Source organism: Niveispirillum fermenti (genome assembly GCF_048066175.1).
Taxonomy (GTDB): Bacteria; Pseudomonadota; Alphaproteobacteria; order Azospirillales; family Azospirillaceae; genus Niveispirillum; species Niveispirillum fermenti.
Map to the genome: position 1 here is coordinate 1 of NZ_JBLTXA010000040.1, position 16,960 is coordinate 16,960.

Annotated in this window: 15 protein-coding genes; 6 read left to right on the top strand and 9 right to left on the bottom strand. The window is 65.7% G+C overall.

Annotation, left to right across the window (positions count from 1 at the left end):
- The first annotated feature begins 136 nt into the window (after positions 1-136).
- The 5 genes from ACM9LZ_RS22605 (at position 137) to ACM9LZ_RS22625 (ending at position 6,749) form a co-directional block, all read left to right on the top strand.
- Positions 137-577 (top strand): NfeD family protein, encoded by a 441-nt coding sequence (locus ACM9LZ_RS22605; RefSeq protein WP_416621793.1) that lies wholly within the window; start codon positions 137-139, stop codon positions 575-577.
- 182 nt (positions 578-759) lie between these two features.
- Positions 760-2,094, top strand: coding sequence for a putative bifunctional diguanylate cyclase/phosphodiesterase (locus ACM9LZ_RS22610; protein WP_416621794.1), 1,335 nt, complete (start codon positions 760-762; stop codon positions 2,092-2,094).
- Between the two features lie 286 nt (positions 2,095-2,380).
- Positions 2,381-4,450 carry a serine/threonine-protein kinase gene (locus ACM9LZ_RS22615; protein ID WP_416621795.1) on the top strand — a complete coding sequence of 690 codons (2,070 nt, stop codon included), beginning with the start codon at positions 2,381-2,383 and terminating at the stop codon, positions 4,448-4,450.
- The gene (locus tag ACM9LZ_RS22620; protein WP_416621796.1) at positions 4,447-4,965 is read left to right on the top strand and encodes a hypothetical protein; all 519 of its coding nucleotides are present in this window, start codon (positions 4,447-4,449) and stop codon (positions 4,963-4,965) included. Before ACM9LZ_RS22615 ends, ACM9LZ_RS22620 begins: the two co-directional genes overlap by 4 nt.
- Positions 4,966-5,117: 152 nt before the next feature.
- The gene (locus ACM9LZ_RS22625) at positions 5,118-6,749 is read left to right on the top strand and encodes an ABC transporter substrate-binding protein (RefSeq protein ID WP_416621797.1); all 1,632 of its coding nucleotides are present in this window, start codon (positions 5,118-5,120) and stop codon (positions 6,747-6,749) included.
- A gap of 237 nt (positions 6,750-6,986) precedes the next feature.
- Here the strand turns inward: ACM9LZ_RS22625 and sppA are convergent, their stop codons facing one another.
- The gene (gene sppA, locus ACM9LZ_RS22630) at positions 6,987-8,795 is read right to left on the bottom strand and encodes a signal peptide peptidase SppA (protein ID WP_416621798.1); all 1,809 of its coding nucleotides are present in this window, start codon (positions 8,793-8,795) and stop codon (positions 6,987-6,989) included.
- 185 nt (positions 8,796-8,980) lie between these two features.
- On the opposite strand from sppA, the gene xseA reads away from it, so the two are divergent.
- Positions 8,981-10,570 (top strand): exodeoxyribonuclease VII large subunit, encoded by a 1,590-nt coding sequence (gene xseA, locus ACM9LZ_RS22635; RefSeq protein ID WP_416621799.1) that lies wholly within the window; start codon positions 8,981-8,983, stop codon positions 10,568-10,570.
- A 36-nt stretch (positions 10,571-10,606) separates the two neighbouring features.
- Here the strand turns inward: xseA and ACM9LZ_RS22640 are convergent, their stop codons facing one another.
- From ACM9LZ_RS22640 to ACM9LZ_RS22675, 8 genes are all read right to left on the bottom strand, one after another.
- Positions 10,607-11,794: a DUF2336 domain-containing protein gene (locus tag ACM9LZ_RS22640; RefSeq protein WP_416621800.1), complete on the bottom strand. Its 1,188-nt coding sequence runs from the start codon at positions 11,792-11,794 to the stop codon at positions 10,607-10,609.
- A 198-nt stretch (positions 11,795-11,992) separates the two neighbouring features.
- Positions 11,993-12,196 (bottom strand): twin-arginine translocase TatA/TatE family subunit, encoded by a 204-nt coding sequence (locus tag ACM9LZ_RS22645; RefSeq protein ID WP_416621801.1) that lies wholly within the window; start codon positions 12,194-12,196, stop codon positions 11,993-11,995.
- A 128-nt stretch (positions 12,197-12,324) separates the two neighbouring features.
- Entirely contained in the window at positions 12,325-12,642 is a 318-nt protein-coding gene (locus ACM9LZ_RS22650; RefSeq protein WP_416621802.1) for an energy transducer TonB, read from the bottom strand.
- Between the two features lie 124 nt (positions 12,643-12,766).
- Positions 12,767-14,035, bottom strand: coding sequence for a tetratricopeptide repeat protein (locus tag ACM9LZ_RS22655; protein WP_416621803.1), 1,269 nt, complete (start codon positions 14,033-14,035; stop codon positions 12,767-12,769).
- 168 nt (positions 14,036-14,203) lie between these two features.
- Positions 14,204-14,638, bottom strand: a complete 435-nt coding sequence (locus ACM9LZ_RS22660; protein WP_416621804.1) for an ExbD/TolR family protein — start codon at positions 14,636-14,638, stop codon at positions 14,204-14,206.
- Positions 14,639-14,679: 41 nt separating this feature from the next.
- Complete coding sequence (locus ACM9LZ_RS22665; RefSeq protein ID WP_416621805.1) at positions 14,680-15,123, bottom strand: ExbD/TolR family protein; 444 nt, start codon at positions 15,121-15,123, stop codon at positions 14,680-14,682.
- A 2-nt stretch (positions 15,124-15,125) separates the two neighbouring features.
- Positions 15,126-16,055, bottom strand: a complete 930-nt coding sequence (locus ACM9LZ_RS22670; protein WP_416621806.1) for a MotA/TolQ/ExbB proton channel family protein — start codon at positions 16,053-16,055, stop codon at positions 15,126-15,128.
- 53 nt (positions 16,056-16,108) lie between these two features.
- Positions 16,109-16,789: an energy transducer TonB gene (locus ACM9LZ_RS22675; RefSeq protein WP_416621807.1), complete on the bottom strand. Its 681-nt coding sequence runs from the start codon at positions 16,787-16,789 to the stop codon at positions 16,109-16,111.
- Between the last annotated feature and the right edge of the window lie 171 nt (positions 16,790-16,960).

Here is a 16,960-nt window from a genome sequence, read left to right on the forward strand (position 1 = left end):
GTGACTGGAGTTCAGACGTGTGCTCTTCCGATCTCCCGCCCGCCCGCCACCACCCCGCCCCCCGCGTCCCGCCCGCCGTCGCCCTGGGGCGACAACCCGACCACCTGACGGCATCGGCAAGGGGGAGGGAAAGAGCATGGACGGATTGCGCATCCTGTTCTGGTACTGGTGGTGCCTAGCGTTGGCGCTGGCAGCGCTGGAAATGTTCATTCCAGGGGCGGCGTTTCTGTGGGTGGCCGGTGCCGCTGGCCTGACAGGGCTGGTCGTCCTGGCTGTCGACCTGCCGGAACCCGTCCAGGTGGCGCTGTTCGGCGCCCTGGCCGTGGCCGCCTGGCTGCTGTCCCGCCGCTATGCCGGTCGGGAACCGTTGGACAATACCGCCACGACCCTGAACCGCCGCGCCGACCAGTATGTCGGCCGCGTGCTGGTGCTGGAGGAAGCACTGAGCAACGGGTATGGCCGCGCCCGCATCGGTGACAGCGTCTGGCGGGTGGCCGGCAATGAGGAATTGCCCGTCGGCACGCGGGTGCGCGTCACCCGCGTGGACGGCGCCACCTTGCATGTGGAGCCGGCCTGATCCCGGCGCGGTCCCAGGGGAAGGGTGCGGCTATGCCCCTTCCCCTGGGACCTTCACAAAATCATATGCCTCGACAATTTACCTCAAAGTCTCTTTGGAATATTGGAAACCTAACCGTCTGCATACCTATGGATTTTATTTGAATTCATTAACATTCAAGGCATCCGCATCACAGGTGCCATATGCTGAGCATCGACGATATCAGGTTAGCACCTCCATCCTATCCGCCCGACAATCTCTACAATAATGTGGAGTTGTTGCATGATCCCCTAACGGGCCTTTATAATAAGCACGGGTTCATCGCGCTGGGCAGCCGACGATTGCCCCTGATGGCGGCCGGTGGTCTTCATCCCACGGTAATCTATATCGAACTCAACGATTACGAGGGCCTGATCTCCCGCCTGGGCTTCGAAGAATCCATAGACCTTCTGCAGGTGGTTCGCCGGCGGCTGGAAATGGCTTTCGGGTCGGACGTGCTTCTGGCCCGCTTCGACAGCGAGCGGTTCGCGGCTCTGCTGCCTGATGCCTGCAAGGATGTGGAGGCCTTGCTGCATGTGCTGGAGGTGCCGTTGAATCTGCACGCCGGCACGGTGCATCTGTCGTTGACCTGCGGTGTGGCCAGTTATCCCGAAGCCGCGGACAACATGGACATGCTGGTGATGGCGGCCCGCACGGCCCGGCGTGAGGCGCTGCGTGCCGGTCAACGGGTCGGCCATTTCGCACAGGCGTTGCGGCAGCGTCTGGCCCGTCAGCGCGCCATCGAGGACGGGTTGTGGTTCTGCCGCGGCGGCAGTGGCATGTCGCTGCTCTATCAGCCCAAGATCGACATCCGGGCCGGCCGTGTGTTCGGGGTGGAGGCGCTGTTGCGCTGGCAGCATCCCGAGCTGGGGGCCCTCTCCCCCGCAGAATTCATCCCGCTGGCCGAAAGCACGCGGACCATCGTGCCCATTGGCGAATGGACATTGCGTGAAGCCTTGCGACAGAAATGCGCATGGCGGCAAGCAGGCCAGGATATCTGCCTGTCGCTGAACGTCTCGCCCTTGCAGCTACAGCCCAACAATTGCGCGCCCAGCGTGCTGGAGGTGCTGATCGAGGAATGCGACCGCCTGGGCCTGGAACGCGGCAAGATCGAGCTGGAACTGACCGAAGGTGTCTTGACCGACCCTGTCATCATGCAGGAAATGCTGCGGATCATCCGGGCCGGCTTCCGCGTTGCCATCGACGATTTCGGGCGTGAGCATTCGACCCTGTCGCTCCTGGCCGACTGTCCAGCGCACACCCTGAAGATCGACAAGAGCTTCGTCGACAATGTCGTGGAGAATGAACGCCAACTGGCAATCGTGCAGTTCATCGTCGCCCTGGCCCGGCGGCTGGGCATGCAGACCGTGGTGGAGGGGATCGAACATCTTCAGCAACTCGTCATGCTGGCCGATGCCGGTTGCGACTATGGGCAGGGCTATTTCTACTACCGGCCGCTCAGCGGTGCGCAGATTCTGGACCTGCGCCATCAGAACTGATACCGAGGTGCGGTTAGTCGAACTCATCGCACCTCGGTTGGCGCGTTGAGCGTTCGCGCGCCCATGCGCGCGTGAGCCAAAAGCCGCCGGATGGCGGCGCCCGACGTATGAGGGATGCATTGATCAGGGCCATAGGTTCTGATCAATGCAGATACGTATGAGGCCCGGCCGGCAACACCATCTGTCTCTTTTGGCTGGCATTGTGCATTCGCATGGGGTTTGCGATGATCGCACCGGCCGGCGTCCCGGCCTGCCGAGATCATCCAGCCGGAGACCGATGCCCGTCATGGCCCGCAGCGCCGCTCCCGATGAACCGCCCGTCGGCCCTGACCGGCGCGGCAAGGCGGAGCTTGTTCCGGCCGGCCCCGTCGATCTGGGCGGGCGTTGCGAGATCATGCCCGGAACCCCCCTGCCCGCGCTGGATTCGGCCGGGGGGGCTGCCTATGCCGCCCGGCTGAGCCGCGACCGCAAGACGGAAACCTTCGCCATCGTCACCGACCGGCCCGTGCCGGCCCGCATCGAGGTGATGAGCGTTTTCCGCACGGTGGAGAACCCCAACATCATGCGCCTGATGGACTGGGGAACGGTGGATTGGACGCCCGACGGCCGGCGCCGATTCGTGCTGGTCTTCGAGCGGCCGGGCGGCCGCCGCGCCATGCAGGACCTGAGCGAAACGCGCGAACCCCTGCCGGACGACCAGATCATCCGGACGATCATGCCCTCGCTGCTGTTTGCCTTGCGGGAGATGAATGCCCGCGGCTTCACCTGTGGCGCCATCCGGCCGACCAACCTGTTCCTGAAGGACCCCGCCTCGTCCGCGCTGACCATCGGCGACTGCCTGTCCACCCCCGTCGGCTATGGCCAGCCCGTCCTGGTGGAAACCATCGAACGGGGCATGGCCCAGCCCTCCGGCCGCGGGCCGGGCACGATCGGCGACGATCTCTATGCGCTGGGCGTCACGCTGCTGACCCTGTATCTGGGCCGCAATCCGCTGGCGGATCTGGATGACGAGGCGGTGCTGAAGCTGAAGATGGACCGGGGCACCTATCCGGCCCTGACCAGCCAGGTCCGTCTGCCGCAAAGCCTGGTGGAACCGCTGCGCGGCCTGATGACCGATGATCCGCGCCAGCGCTGGTCGCTGTCGGACCTGGACCTGTGGCTGCAGGGCCGGCGCCTGTCGCCCAAACAGCCGCAGATCCCGCGGCGCGGCGCCCGGCCGTTCGAGTTCCAGGGCGAGGAACTGATGCATTGCCGGGCCCTGGCGCGGGGCCTGGCCCGGCACAGCGCGGCCGCCGCCGCGCTGATCGAACGCGGGGATGTGGAAAAATGGGTTCGCCGTTCCGTTGGCGACGAAACACGCGCGGAAGCCATGCAGAGCGCCATATCGTCGGCGAGCGCCGGCGGCCGTGGCGCCAGCCAGGAAGACAAGCTGGTCACCCGTGTCTCCATCGCGCTGGACCCGCCGGCCCCCATCCGCTACCGCGGGATTTCCGTCCTGCCCGACGGGCTGGGGCCGGCACTGGCGGAGGCCATCTGGCAGAATGCCAGTGTGCAGCCGTTCGCGGAATTCGTGATCGCGCAATTCCCGCATTTCTGGGTCAATTGCCAGCCCGATTTCAAACCGGAATATGTGCCCATGGTGCAGGCCTTCGACGGCTACCGCGCCCTGCTGGAACATATCGGGCTGGGGTTCGGGGTGGAGCGCATCGTCTATGAATTGTGCCCCGCCTGCCCCTGCCTGTCGCCACAGTTGCGCGACCATTATGTACTGACCCCGGCGGAGCTTCTGTCGGCCCTGGACCAGATCGCGCAAAAGCCCAATCGCGGGCGCGACCCCGTGGATCGCCATGTCATCGGTTTCATCACGACGCATCACAAGAAGCTGAACGACCGGCTGCTGGCTCCGCTGTCCAACCCGCACGACCCCGCACGGCGCATGATCGCCATGCTGACCATCCTGGCCGATGTGCAGAACCGTTTCGGGCCAGCCCGCCTGCCCAACCTCTGCGGCTGGCTGGTCAGCCTGATGGAACCGGTGTTCAAGCGGTTCAAGAACCGGGAGACACGCGAGAAGATCAAGGCGGAAGTGACGCAGGTGGCGCGGGATGGCGTGCTGGACGGGCTGGTGCGCATCGTCGACAACATCGATGCCATCCGCGCCGACGACAAGGGTTTCCTGACGGCCATGCGCCAGTATGAAGGCCTGACACGCCAGATCGAGCGTCTGCGCCAGCAGGGCGCCGACCGCACCGGTGCCGCCGACGGCATGGGCCGGCAGGTGGCCGCCGTCGTCACCTCCATCATCGCCGGCCTGACCATGGTCAGCACCGTGATCTACATGTTGAGGCTGTCATGAGCGCGCGGGCGGGACGCAAGCCTCCACGCCGCAGCGGCAGCGCCTTGCTGCTGCTCTTGCTGCTGATGCCGGCGGGCCTGATGATGATGCCGACCAGCGTGCTGCTGCTGGCCGGGCTGGCCCCCACGATCGTCGCCTATATGATCGACCGCGATCCGGAGAAATCGGCGGCGCTGACCGTCGGGGCGATGAACCTGTGCGGGATCGCACCCTTCGCCGTCCAGCTCTGGCAACAGGGACACGAGATGGGTGTCACCCTGCGCCTGCTGGCCGAACCCGGAACCTGGCTGGTCATGTTCGGTGCGGCGGCCATCGGCTGGCTGATGTATTTCTTCATCCCCCAGATCGTGGCCGCCATTGTCACCCTGCGCGCCCAGTCCCGCATCCGGGAACTGGAGGAACGGCGCAGCGTCCTGGTCGCCGACTGGGGAACCGACGTGATGGGCAAGCCCGACGAGGACAAGGCGGAACCCATGGGCCTGATGGAGGAGGAAGTGAAGGAGGAGCCGGAATGATGCGGGATCACCCGCGCTCTGCGCCTTCAAGCCCATGAAAGCTGGCCGGATGGTCCCTTTCCATCCCCAGATGGTGCCCCACGATGCCGATATCCCGCATGGTTGAGAATGACAGGCTGCCCGCCACGGGAAATGGCCGCCATAAGCCGGCAATGACCGGACCAGACCAGACCGTCCGCCCACTGCTGGGGCTGCTGCTGGGGCTGCTGCTCCTGTTGCTGCTGTCCTCGGCGCTGCCGGGCCGGGCGCAGGTGCCCGCCGGCCCGCCCGTGCCTGTCCGGCTGCAATTGAAATGGTTGCATCAGTTCCAGGGGGCCGGCTTCTATCTGGCGCTGGAACGCGGTTATTACCGGGAAGCCGGCCTCGATGTCCGCATCATCGAAGGGGGACCCACCATCGACGCTGCCGCCCGGGTGGTGGATGGGGAGGCCGATTTCGGCGTGGGCAGCGCCGGCCTGATCGTGGATTGGGCCCGGGGGCGCCCCGTCGTGGCGCTGGCGGTGCTGATGCAGCATTCCCCCTTCGTGCTGCTGGCCCGGCAGGCCGGTGGCCCCGACCATGTCCACGCCCTGCCCGGTCACCGGCTCTTGCTGGAAACCCACGCGGAGGAACTTCTGGCCTATCTGGCCGTGGAGCGCGTGCCACTGGAAAGGCTGACCATCCTGCCCCATCCGGGGTCGGTGGCCCCTCTGATCCGGGGCGAGGCGGAGGCGATCACCGCCTATACCACCAGCGAACCTTATGACATGCGGGTGGCCGGGGTACCCTATCAGGTTTTCTCCCCCCGATCAGCCGGCATCGATTTCTACGGCGACACGCTTTTCACCAGCGAGGCCATGCTGCGCCAGTCTCCACGGACGGTGGAGGCCTTCCGGCAGGCCAGCCTGCGCGGCTGGCGCGACGCCCTGGCCGACCCGGCGGCCGCCATCGACCTGATCCTGGCGCGGTATGCCCCGCACCTGGACCGGCCGCGTCTGGCGTTCGAAGCGGAGGAGATCAGCCGGCTGATGATCGCCGACATGGTGGAGATCGGCTATATGCATCCAGGCCGTTGGCGTCACATCGCCGAAGGGTTCGCGGCGGCCGGGCTGATACCACGCCGGTTCGATCCGACAAGCTTCCTTTATGCGCCCGCGTTGCCAGCCGGCCCTGGCACGCCGCAAAACTGGCTGATCGCGGCGGGCGCTGCGGTGTTGATGCTGGCTGCGGCCACCATCCTGTGCTGCCTGCGCCGGCAACGGCTTCGCCTGAACGAAGAAAGGGCCAACCGCGTGCGTCTGGAGGAGCATTACCGCGACATGGCGCGCCTGGACCCGCTGACCGGCGTGCCGCACCGCCGTGTCATGCTGGAAACGGTGCTGGCCGGACTGGAACAGGCCCGTGCCCAGGGCCGGCCCGTCAGCCTGCTGCTGCTGGATGTCGATGGTCTGAGGACGATCAACGAGCGCTTCGGCCAAGCCGCCGGCGACAGCAGCCTGGTCGTGTTCCGCGCCGCCTGCCAGGACGCGCTGCGCCCCGGGGACCGGCTGGGCCGGCTGGACGGGGATCATTTCGCGGTGCTGTTGCCGGAAACCGATATCGCCAATGGCCTGGCCATGGCCGAACAGGTACGGCTCGCCGTGGAACATAGCGGCAATGGCGGTACCGACCGCCGACGCCTGACGGTCAGTATCGGCGTGGCGGCCCTGGCCGAGACCGATACGCTCGATCATTGGCTGCTGCGCGCCGAGCGTGCTCTGAATACAGCCAAGATTGAAGGTCGCAACCGGGTCGTCGCCGCCTGAAGCATCCCGGGCCTGTCCCGCCGGAACGGCCGATCGGAAACCTGCACGCTGCCTGCAGCCGCCCGGAGCGTGATACCCCCTTGTCACGGCTCCAGGAGGGCTCACCGCCGCGGCAATCATACCATCGGCCGAAAACCTTGACCGATGGTCAAGGTTTTCGGCACCTCAAGCGCCGGGCGGCGCCATCCGGCGGCTTGGGCTTGCGGCGCACGGGCGCCGGGCCGGCAGCCCCCGGTATCAGAAGCCCTGGCGAACCATGGCGGGCATCAGGGCAACCATGTCCTGATCAGCCGACAGGTGTGGCGCCAGTTCGGACATGACCGGGCGCAGCGGCCCCAGCGACCGCCCCGCCACATGCGCCGTCAGCGCATCACCCAGGGCAACGCGGCTGTTGCCCGACAGCATGTCCATCAGCAGGTCGAACTGCGAACGCTTGTGCGGCAGGCTGATGGCACTCAGCGGGGTGCCCGGCTCCAGCTTCAGGGCTGTCCGCAGTTCCGCCAGGGCCGTCGTATAGCCGCCCAGCGCATCGACCAGCCCCAGTTCCAGCGCTTGGCGGCCGGTATAGACGCGGCCCTTTGCCAGTTCCGCCACCCGTTCCGGTGCCATGCCGCGGCCTTCGGCGACGCCACGGACAAAGGCCTGATAGGTATTGTCCAGGAAGGCGCCCAGCCGTTCCTCCTGTGCCGGGGTGAAGGGCTCGTTGGACGACCACATGCCGGCATTGGCGCCCCGGCTGACAGGTTCGAAATTCACGCCGGCCCAATCGGTCAGCCCCCGGGTGACCAGCTTGCCTGCCAGCACCCCGATGGACCCGGTGATGGTGCCGGGCTGGGCCACGATGCGATCGGCGCCCATGGACACCCAATAGCCACCCGAGGCGGCCACGGCGCCCATCGAGATGATCACCGGCTTGCCGACTTCCCGGGCCTTCACCACCTTACGCCGCACCACCTCCGATGCCACGGCGCTGCCGCCGGGGCTGTCGACGCGGAACAGGATGGCCTTCACCTGATCGTTCCCGATGGCCTCGTCGAAGGCCGCGGCGATGGTGGCGGCACCGAACGTCTCTTCCCCCGACAGGGGATCGGACCGGCTGTCGCCCCGCATGATGGCGCCCTCGCCGACGATGATGGCGATCAGCGGGGCCTGCGTGCCGCCCAGGTCGGTGGCATCGCCGGCCGCAGCCAGGAAATAATCATGCAGGCTGACCAGTTCCGCAGGCCCGCCGGCCAGGGCGGCACGCCCCAGGGCCCATTCCACGGCCTCGTCCCAATAGCCCAGCTTGTCGATCAGCTTGGCATCCACCGCTTCGCCATCCATCAGCGGTGCCCGGTCCACGGCAGCACGCACGACGGCCTCGTCCAGGCCACGGCCCTGGGCCACGCTGGCCACCCATTGGTCGAAAATATCGCCCACCAGGGCTTCGGTAGCCTCACGATTGGCCGGGGTGGGGCCGGTTTCCGTGTATTGCTCGGCGAAGGTCTTGTATTCCTCCCGCTTGCGGAACTGCGGCTCCACCTTCAGCTTGTCCAGCGTGCCGCGCAGGAATGCCAGTTCGGCCCGGATGCCAGTGATGGCCAGGTCGCCCAACGGCTGCATCCAGACCTGATCGAAGGCCGTAGCCAGCAGGTAGGGTTGCATGCCATTGCCTGTTTCGCCGAAACTTTCGGCATGGACGATGGCAAAGCGCCCCTCCTTGCGCAGGGCGATGATGCTTTCGCGCAGTTCCTGCGTGACGGCAAGGGAATGCACGCTGTCGCCGGTGCGGGCGACGATGCCCTTCACGCGCGGGTCCGCGGCCGCGCGGCCCAGGGCGCGCACCACCTCCTGCACGGTCCGCGTGTTCTGGCCCATCAGCAGGCCGGCCACCGGGTCCGTGGCCGCCGCCTCCACCAATGGCTGCTCCAGATCCAGTTCCAGCACGATATTGTCGGGCAATGTCGGCTTGCGGTTGGCAAAATGGATGCCCAGAGCGATGAGGCCGGCAACCAGGACGACCGACAGGAAGCCGATGATGGCAAATACCCGCAGGATGATGCGCATGATCCATTCCGAATGAGACCGAAGACGGCCAGAGTAACCGGTGGCGAGGCCGTTCGGCCAGTGCGGAAACAAACCTGTTACGGCAATGTTCCGCCGGACCTGCTACCGGGGGCTGGATGGCCCCCTTGGCAGAGGCGCCTCTGCCACTGGCATCACCCGCCGGGAGCCCGTATGATCAGGCCATCATGAGCGATTTCCTCACCGACACCCCGCCCGCCCGCCCCGGTAGCAACCTGCCCGAACAATCGGTCAGCGACCTGGCCCGCGCCGTCAAGCGCACCGTGGAGGATGCCTTCGGCTATGTCCGGGTGCGCGGGGAGATCAGCCAGCCCAAGCGCCATTCATCCGGCCACCTCTATCTGCGGCTCAAGGATGATGGCGCCGTGATCGAGGCGGTATGCTGGAAGGGCACTGCCGCACGGCTGGCCATCCGGCCGGAAGACGGGATGGAAGTGGTCTGCACAGGCAAGCTGACCACCTATGCCGGCCGCAGCCAGTATCAGCTTGTCATCGACAATATGGAACTGGCGGGCGAAGGCGCGCTGCTGAAGATGCTGGAGGAGCGCAAGCGCCGGCTGGCTGCCGAGGGGCTGTTCAATGCGGAGCGCAAGCAGCCTTTGCCCTTCCTGCCCGGGACCATCGGCGTGGTGACCAGTCCGACCGGTGCCGTCATCCGCGATATCCTGCACCGGCTGGCCGACCGTTTTCCCCGCCACGTCCTGTTGTGGCCCGTCGCCGTACAGGGGGAAGGGGCGGCCCAGCAGGTCGCACGCGCCATCCAGGGCTTCAACAGCCTGCCCCCCGGCGGGCGGGTGCCCCGGCCCGACCTGCTGATCGTGGCCCGTGGCGGCGGCAGCCTGGAAGACCTGATGGCCTTCAATGAAGAGGTCGTGGTGCGCGCGGCGGCCGACAGCCGCATCCCCCTGATCTCCGCTGTGGGTCACGAAACCGACACGACCCTGATCGATTTCGCCGCCGACCGCCGCGCACCGACCCCGACGGCCGCAGCCGAAATGGCCGTGCCCGTCCGGTCCGAACTGTTGGGCCAGGTGCTGGACGATGAAAGACGGCTGCACAATGCCATCAGCCGCGCGCTGGATCAGCGCCGGACCTATGTCCAGGGATTGTCGCGCGGCCTGGGCGATCCGCGCAGCCTGCTGGAGGGGCTGGTGCAGCGCCTGGATGACCGGGGCGAACGGCTGACCCTGTGCATCCGCGCCGGCATCGAGCGGCGGGTCACCGTGGTCCGTCAGCTGGGGCTGAAGCTGCGCCACCCGCGAGAATTGCTGCAGGTTGCCGGTGCGCGGCTTGACGGGGCCGGCCGTGCCCTGCGCACGGGACTGGAAGGGTCCATCCGCCTGTCACAGGGACATTATCACCGCATCGCCGACCGGCTGTCCGACCGGGCCATCCGCGGGGCCATCGGGGGCGGCACGGACCGGCTGGCCGATTTGCCGGCCCGCATGGAAAGGGCGCACCGCGCCGCCCTCTCGGCACAGACGGAAAGGCTGGCCCAACTGGGCCGCCTTCTGGAAAGCGTGTCCTATCGAGGGGTGCTGTCGCGCGGCTTCGCCCTGGTCACCGATACCGACGGGGCGCCCGTGACCAGGGCCGCGGGCCTGATCGAAGGACAGGCGGTGACCATTGGCTTCCAGGATGGCAGCACCGGCGCCGTCATCGGGGATGCACCGGCCGCCCCTGCCCCGCCGCCACCCCGTCCTGCACGGCCAGCCCGCCCGCGCCGCGGCGAACCGCCCCAGGGCAACCTGTTCTGAACCGGGATGGGGGCTGCTGCCGGCAAACCACTCCCGTTAACGGGGAACTGCCCCGCGCAGCGGCAGGAACATCAGGCCCGCCTTTTCCATGGCCTCATCGATCATCGCATCGCTTTTCTGATCGAAAAGCTGCAGCAGCAATTCATCCATGGCACGTTCCTCGGACTGACCGCATTCCAGATAAAGGCGGCCCAGCACATCCGTCTGGAATGCCTCCCGCCCGTCATTGCCGCCGGCATAGTCAAGCTGGCGGGCCACACGCAGTGCCACCTGGAAGGGCAGGTGCAGATGCCGGGGCACATGGGCGTGGTCGAGCAGGGCGCGCATGCCCTCCCATTTGCCTTCCCGCATCAGCCCCAGGGCATTGTCGGGCGCAACCCTCGATTTGGCGGCGATGCCAGCGGCAAAGAAGGCGAAATCTCCGGCACATAATGTACGCAGCAGCAGGGACACGGACAGCCGGCCATGCTGGTGAAGATGGACCGCCAGCGCTTCGGCATCCATCCCGTCGCGCGGCAATGGACGCAACAGGGCCAATGTAACGGAATCCCGCCCCCGCGCCGTCACCTCCTCGGCGACCGCCGGGGACAGGCGGTGGCGCTGCACCAGCAGATCGCGCACACGCGCCGACATCCCCGCCACCAGCCGTTCCACCACGCTGGATGGCAGGATGGCACGGCCGGCCAGCGGCTCGGCCACCATCGGCACATGGGCGAAACGATCGGCCAGGGACAGCAGCGCCGCCTCACCCAGATCGGCGCCCTCGTTCCCGGCCAGGGTGGCAATCACCGCCAGATTGCCCAGGGCGGCGAGCGCCTCGCTGACCGCAGCCGACAGATGGTCGCGGGCGGCGATGGCCATCTGCTTGTCCGCCCTGCCTTGCCGGATCACCCCCAGCAACAGGTCGTCCGCCAGTTCCTGCCCGTGGCGCAGCAGCGGAAATGCCACTGTCGTGATATCCATGGCCAGCGCATGGGCCAGTTCATCGGTCAGAAGCGGGCTGTTATAGATTTGCCAGGCCACCGCCTCGCGCACCTGAACGGCGGTGTCACGCGCCAGACGCATCAGCAGATCGCCCAGCAATGCCTGGCCGGTTCCAGCCAGCAATCCGACCTCCGCGGTGCGGACGAGCTTGGCCACCATAGCCGCCCGCGCCTCCGGCGTGCGGTCGGCTGCCAGATACTGGACATCGGCCAGGGTCAATTCCCCCTGCTCGCCACTCAAGGTTCCCCTCCCCGACGGTCTTTCACGCCATGATGAACCGGGATCGGGGGCGGGAGAAGGGATTTCCCCCGACCTTGGCGGAAAACCGGCGAATGGCCGCTCAAGAAGCCGCCGATGCACGAAAAAGGGGCCGGGCAATGGGCCCGGCCCCTTTCTGCGGAACCTGTATCAACATATCAGCGGGATATGGCGACGCCGTCAGGCGCCCTTGTTGTCGCCCGGCTTCGCATCCGTCAGCTTAGGGTCGGATTCCGGTGCTGCATCCTCGTCCCGCATGCCCTTCTTGAAGGCCTTCACGCCCTTGGCCATGTCGCCCATGACATTGGGCAGCTTGCCGGCACCAAACACCAGCAGCACAACAACCAGAACGATGATCCAATGCCAGAGGCTCATGGCGCCCATGGGTAATCTCCAATCTCAAGGCGGGCTGCGATCACCCGGCAACGCGATATAGATAGGGATTAAGGGGTGTTTTGGGAAGAAGCAATCCGCCACGTCGCCACTGTTCGGTCAGCCGCCGGCATCATCAATCAGGCCTGACCGCGCATCTCGAACCGGACTTCAAGGCGCTGACGCCCCTGCCCCATGGCCTGCCCGATGGCCTGCCCCATGGACTCCACCGGGTGCGGGCGCTTTCCTTCCCCGGGATGATACCGCAGACCAGCCGCATAGCGCAGGGCCGATTGTTCGAACAGGCCCGGTGGCACGGCTTCGACAACCCGGACATCCTGGGGCGCACCGTCCTGGCCGATACAGAATTCGACAATCACGCGGCCTTCGCGCCGCAACCGCAGGGCGCGTTCAGGATACTGAAGTCGGGGACGGAAGAAGGGTTCCAAATCCGACATGGTGGATCCGACGGTACCCGGCAGGCAAAAACCGGGGCGCCGCGAAAGCCAAGTGTCTTTCGCGCCTGATCAGAAAAAGAACGGATGGGAAAAGGGCGGACGGCGATGCCGTCCGCCCTGTTTCTTACTTCGTCTTGGCGGCGTGCAACATATAGAGACGACCCAGATCGGCCGGCCCATCGGTGGACTTGATGGCCTTCAGCGTTGTCTCGGCCTTTGCCTTCTGACCCAGGGCCAGATAGTAGGTCACCAGCCGCAGACGGGCATCATCGGGGTTGCGCAGGTTGCCCTTGGCAATCGCGGCCTCGGCCAGCGTGGCGGCCTTTTCATAGTTGCCATAGCCCGCATAGGCTTCCGCCACGCGCAGGATGGGGCCGCCATTGGCGCCGGCAACAGCTTCCCTCTCGGTCTGCGCCAGCGACTTCTGGTCTTCCGCCACCTGACGGTCGGCCAGATCCTTCAGGCGCTTATGACGCTCGGCCTCGGCACCCTTGCCGAGCAGACCGGCGGCATAACCCTTGTCGATCAGGCCCTTGGCCTCACCCGGATTACCGGCCTGCAAAGAAAGCTGGGCCATTTCCATATAATCGTTGGTCGTGTCCAGAAGGCCGACCGTGTTCATCAGGCGATAGCTGTCCAGCGCCAGACGGTCACGGGCGAAGCCCTGCTTGCGCTGGGTGCGCATCAGCAGATCCAGCCAGTAGTCACGCTTGGGATGATAACGAACGAGCTTCTCCAGGGCCTGGACATAGCCGGCTTCGTTCTTGCTCTCATTGTTGGCGGACGCCAGGAGCTGTAGGTCCTGTTCCGACGGGGTCTGCCCCGCGCGCTCGGCAGCGGTGATCTTGGCGGACACTTCCTTGATCGCGTTCGGGAAATCCTTGTTCAGGTAATAGGCCTGAAGCAGAAGGGTCCGCATGTTCTGATCGTTACCGCCGCCGGCGAAGTACTTCTGGGTCCAGGCGATGGCCTTGGTATAGTTCTTCTGCTGATAGAACTGCTGCGCCAGGGCCTGCGTGAAGGTGAGCTGCTGTGCGGCCGGCATGCGGCCGGACGCGAAGACCTGCTCGAACGACTTCTCCGCCGTGGCCAGATCGCCGGCCTGATAGGAGGCGATGGCGCGCATCTGCTCGACCATGAAATTCTCGAACGGGGTCTTGTCGGTGACCGCGTCGGCTTCCTTGATCTTGGTGACGGCTTCCTTGAACTTCTTGGCCTTCATCAGTTCCTGCGCGGCCTGCAGCGGCGTGCCGACCGCGGGACGCACGGTGTCCCCCTTCTCACCGCCGGACTTCTGCGCAAAGGCCTCGGACGGGGCCATCACTGCGGCGAAGGAGCCAAATGCCAGGGCCGACCCCAACAGGGCGGCGGTAAAAAGACGGGTGCGGATCATGTCTCTATCTCGGTATCGGCCAATGGGGCGCTTGTCTCTTCGCGCCGGGTCCCATTGGACAGGTGAAAACAAAGCCAACCATCTGGCCGCTTGGCATCATCCAAACATGTCAAGACGGCAGGTTTAAGGCGGCTTCAAAGAAACGCGCCTTAAACCCGTCCATAACGATCAGTCCATGAACTGTTCGTTACCAACCATGCCGATCTTGTTCAGGCCGAGCCGCTGGGCAGATGCCAGAACAGCCGCGACGTACTTGTACTTCACCAGCTTGTTTGGACGCAGATGAACTTCCGGCTGCGGTTCCTTGCCCGCATACGCCGTCATCAACTGCTCCATCTCGTCACGGCTGTGCAGAACCTGACCGCTCCAGATCACCGTGCCGTCGAAATCCACCTCGATGGTGATGATCTCGGGCTCGACGACATTCTGCTGCGGCGGGGGCGGGCCCGCCGGCATGTCGAGCTTCACGGCATGGGTCTGCACCGGAATGGTAATGATCAGCATGACCAGCAACACCAACATCACGTCGATGAGTGGTGTCGTGTTCATTTCTGGGACGGTGGCGCCTTCCTCGGTCGCACCCGGCCCAACACTCATGCCCATGGGGGCCTCCTATCCTTCAGTCCCGCGGAGAAGGCTGACCGTCAACGACGGCCAGCGATCAACCCGGCGGGAGGCTCCGTGATAAAGCCGATCTTCAGGATGCCAGCCCGCTGGCAAGTCACGACGACCTTGCCAACGAACTCGTACCGCCCTTCCTTATCACCACGGATGTGGATCTCAGGCTGCGGCACCAGCACCGCCACTTCCTTCATGCGCTCGAACAGGGCGTTGTAGTCCGGCAACTGGGTGGCATTCCAGTAGATGTTGCCGTCTTCATCGACACCGATCGTCACATTTTCCGGCTTGGTCACAGTCGGCACGTTGGCTTCGGTGGGAAGCTCAACGGGGATCGTCTGAATAGCAACCGGAATGGTCAGCAGGAAGATGATCAGCAGAACGAGCATCACGTCCACGAGCGGCGTCGTATTGATCTCCGACACCACCGAATCTTCGCCATCATTGGCGGGCCCGACGCTCATCCCCATGATCAGGCGCTCCGGGCGGGCTTGGCACTCTGGCCAGCGATCAGCAGGGCATGCAGATCGGAGGAGAAGTTGCGCAGACGATCCATGACCAGCTTGTTACGGCGGGTCAGCCAGTTGTAGGCCAGCACGGCGGGCACGGCGACGGCCAGACCGATGGCGGTCATGATCAGCGCTTCACCGACGGGGCCGGCGACCTTGTCGATCGAAGCCTGACCGGACAGACCGATGGCCACCAGAGCGTTCAGAATGCCCCACACCGTACCGAACAGACCGATGAAGGGAGCGGTGGAGCCCACGGAAGCCAGGAAGGCCAAGCCGCCCTGCAGACGGGAATTGATGGCATCGACCGAACGCTGCAGCGACATGGTCACCCAGGTGTGCAGGTCGATATGGTCGGTCAGGGCGCCGTCATGATGCTCGGTCGCACGCAGGCCGTCTTCGACGACGCCGCGGAAAGCCGAATTCTCCTTCAGGCGGGTCGCACCCTCGGCAACCGAAGCCGCGGTCCAGAAGTCACGCTCTGCGGCGCTGGCCTGGCTCATCAGACGGGACTGCTCGATCAGCTTGACCACCAGGATGTACCAGGTGCCGGCCGACATGATCAGCATCAGGACCAGAGTGGACTTCGCAACGAAATCACCGTGGCTGATGATGGCCGACAGACCGTAGGGGTTGACCTCGGGCTCGGTGGCCTCGGCCGGGGCTTCCTCGGCGGCCGGGGCGGCCAGCGGATCAGCGGCGGGAACTTCAGCGGCCGGCGGGGCCAGCGGATCGACGGGGGCCGCCGGATCGACAGCCTCGGTGGCCGGCGCTTCGGCCGGCGGGGCGGCCGGTTCAGTGGTCTGGGCGAAAACTGGCGCCGACAGCGTGGCAACCAGGGCGGCGGTGGCGGCAATGCGGCTGACGCCAGACAGGGTGAACAGCTTGTTCATCGTAGCTCTGCTTTCAGACTTACGTGTTTCGATAAAGATCAATGCGGCGAGGATCAGCGCGCATCTTCAAGGCGGAAGGTGAGCGGAACCAGGCTCGGGAGCCAGGCGCCCTGGGGCTTGCCATCAGCCGTGGGCGGCTCGCAGCGCCAGCGGCCACGTTTGGCTTCCCTCAGCCAGGCATTATCCAGGCGGTCATGCCCGCTCGACCTCTCCACCGTGGCGTCGGAGATGCGGCCGTCGGCGTTGCAGAACAAACGCAACACGGTCGTGCCTTCCTCTTCCAGGCGGATGGATTGAGACGGATATTCCGCGCGGTTCCTTTGCAGGCTCCTCACATCGATCTTGCCACCCGTCGGCGGCGCGGGCGGAGCCACGACGCGCGTCGGCGGCTGGACCACCGGCGGACGTTCTGCCGTCGTCGCCTGGATCGCCGTGGTCGTCGGCGGAGGCGGCTGGGAGATCTGGATCTCCGGCGGCGGAATGAACGGCGGGGGCGGCGTATCGAACTTAGGCGGCGGCGGCGGCGGCGGTGTTTCCGGCTGCTCCGGCGTGATTTCCTCGATGATTTCCGTCTTGATCGGATCAGTGATCACATGGACCACCTCACGGGCCAAGCCGGTAACCAGCGCGTAGATCACCCCGACATGCAGAAGGATAACCACCACGATGCCAACCAACCGCCCTGAACTTTGCGGCTGTGGCCGCCGGTAAGGCGATTGCGACAGGTAGGACATCGGTCGGTCACTCGATCCACAGGGGGATGGGGCTTCCGCCATAACACACAACGAAGGGCAAGGCACCCGCCGGTCTTGGTTAAAAGCCGGATTTTATGCTTTGCCGCGCGCCGTGGGTCATGTGCCGACGTTCCGGACAGGGCGTCCGCGATGCCTTGCGACAACGGGAAC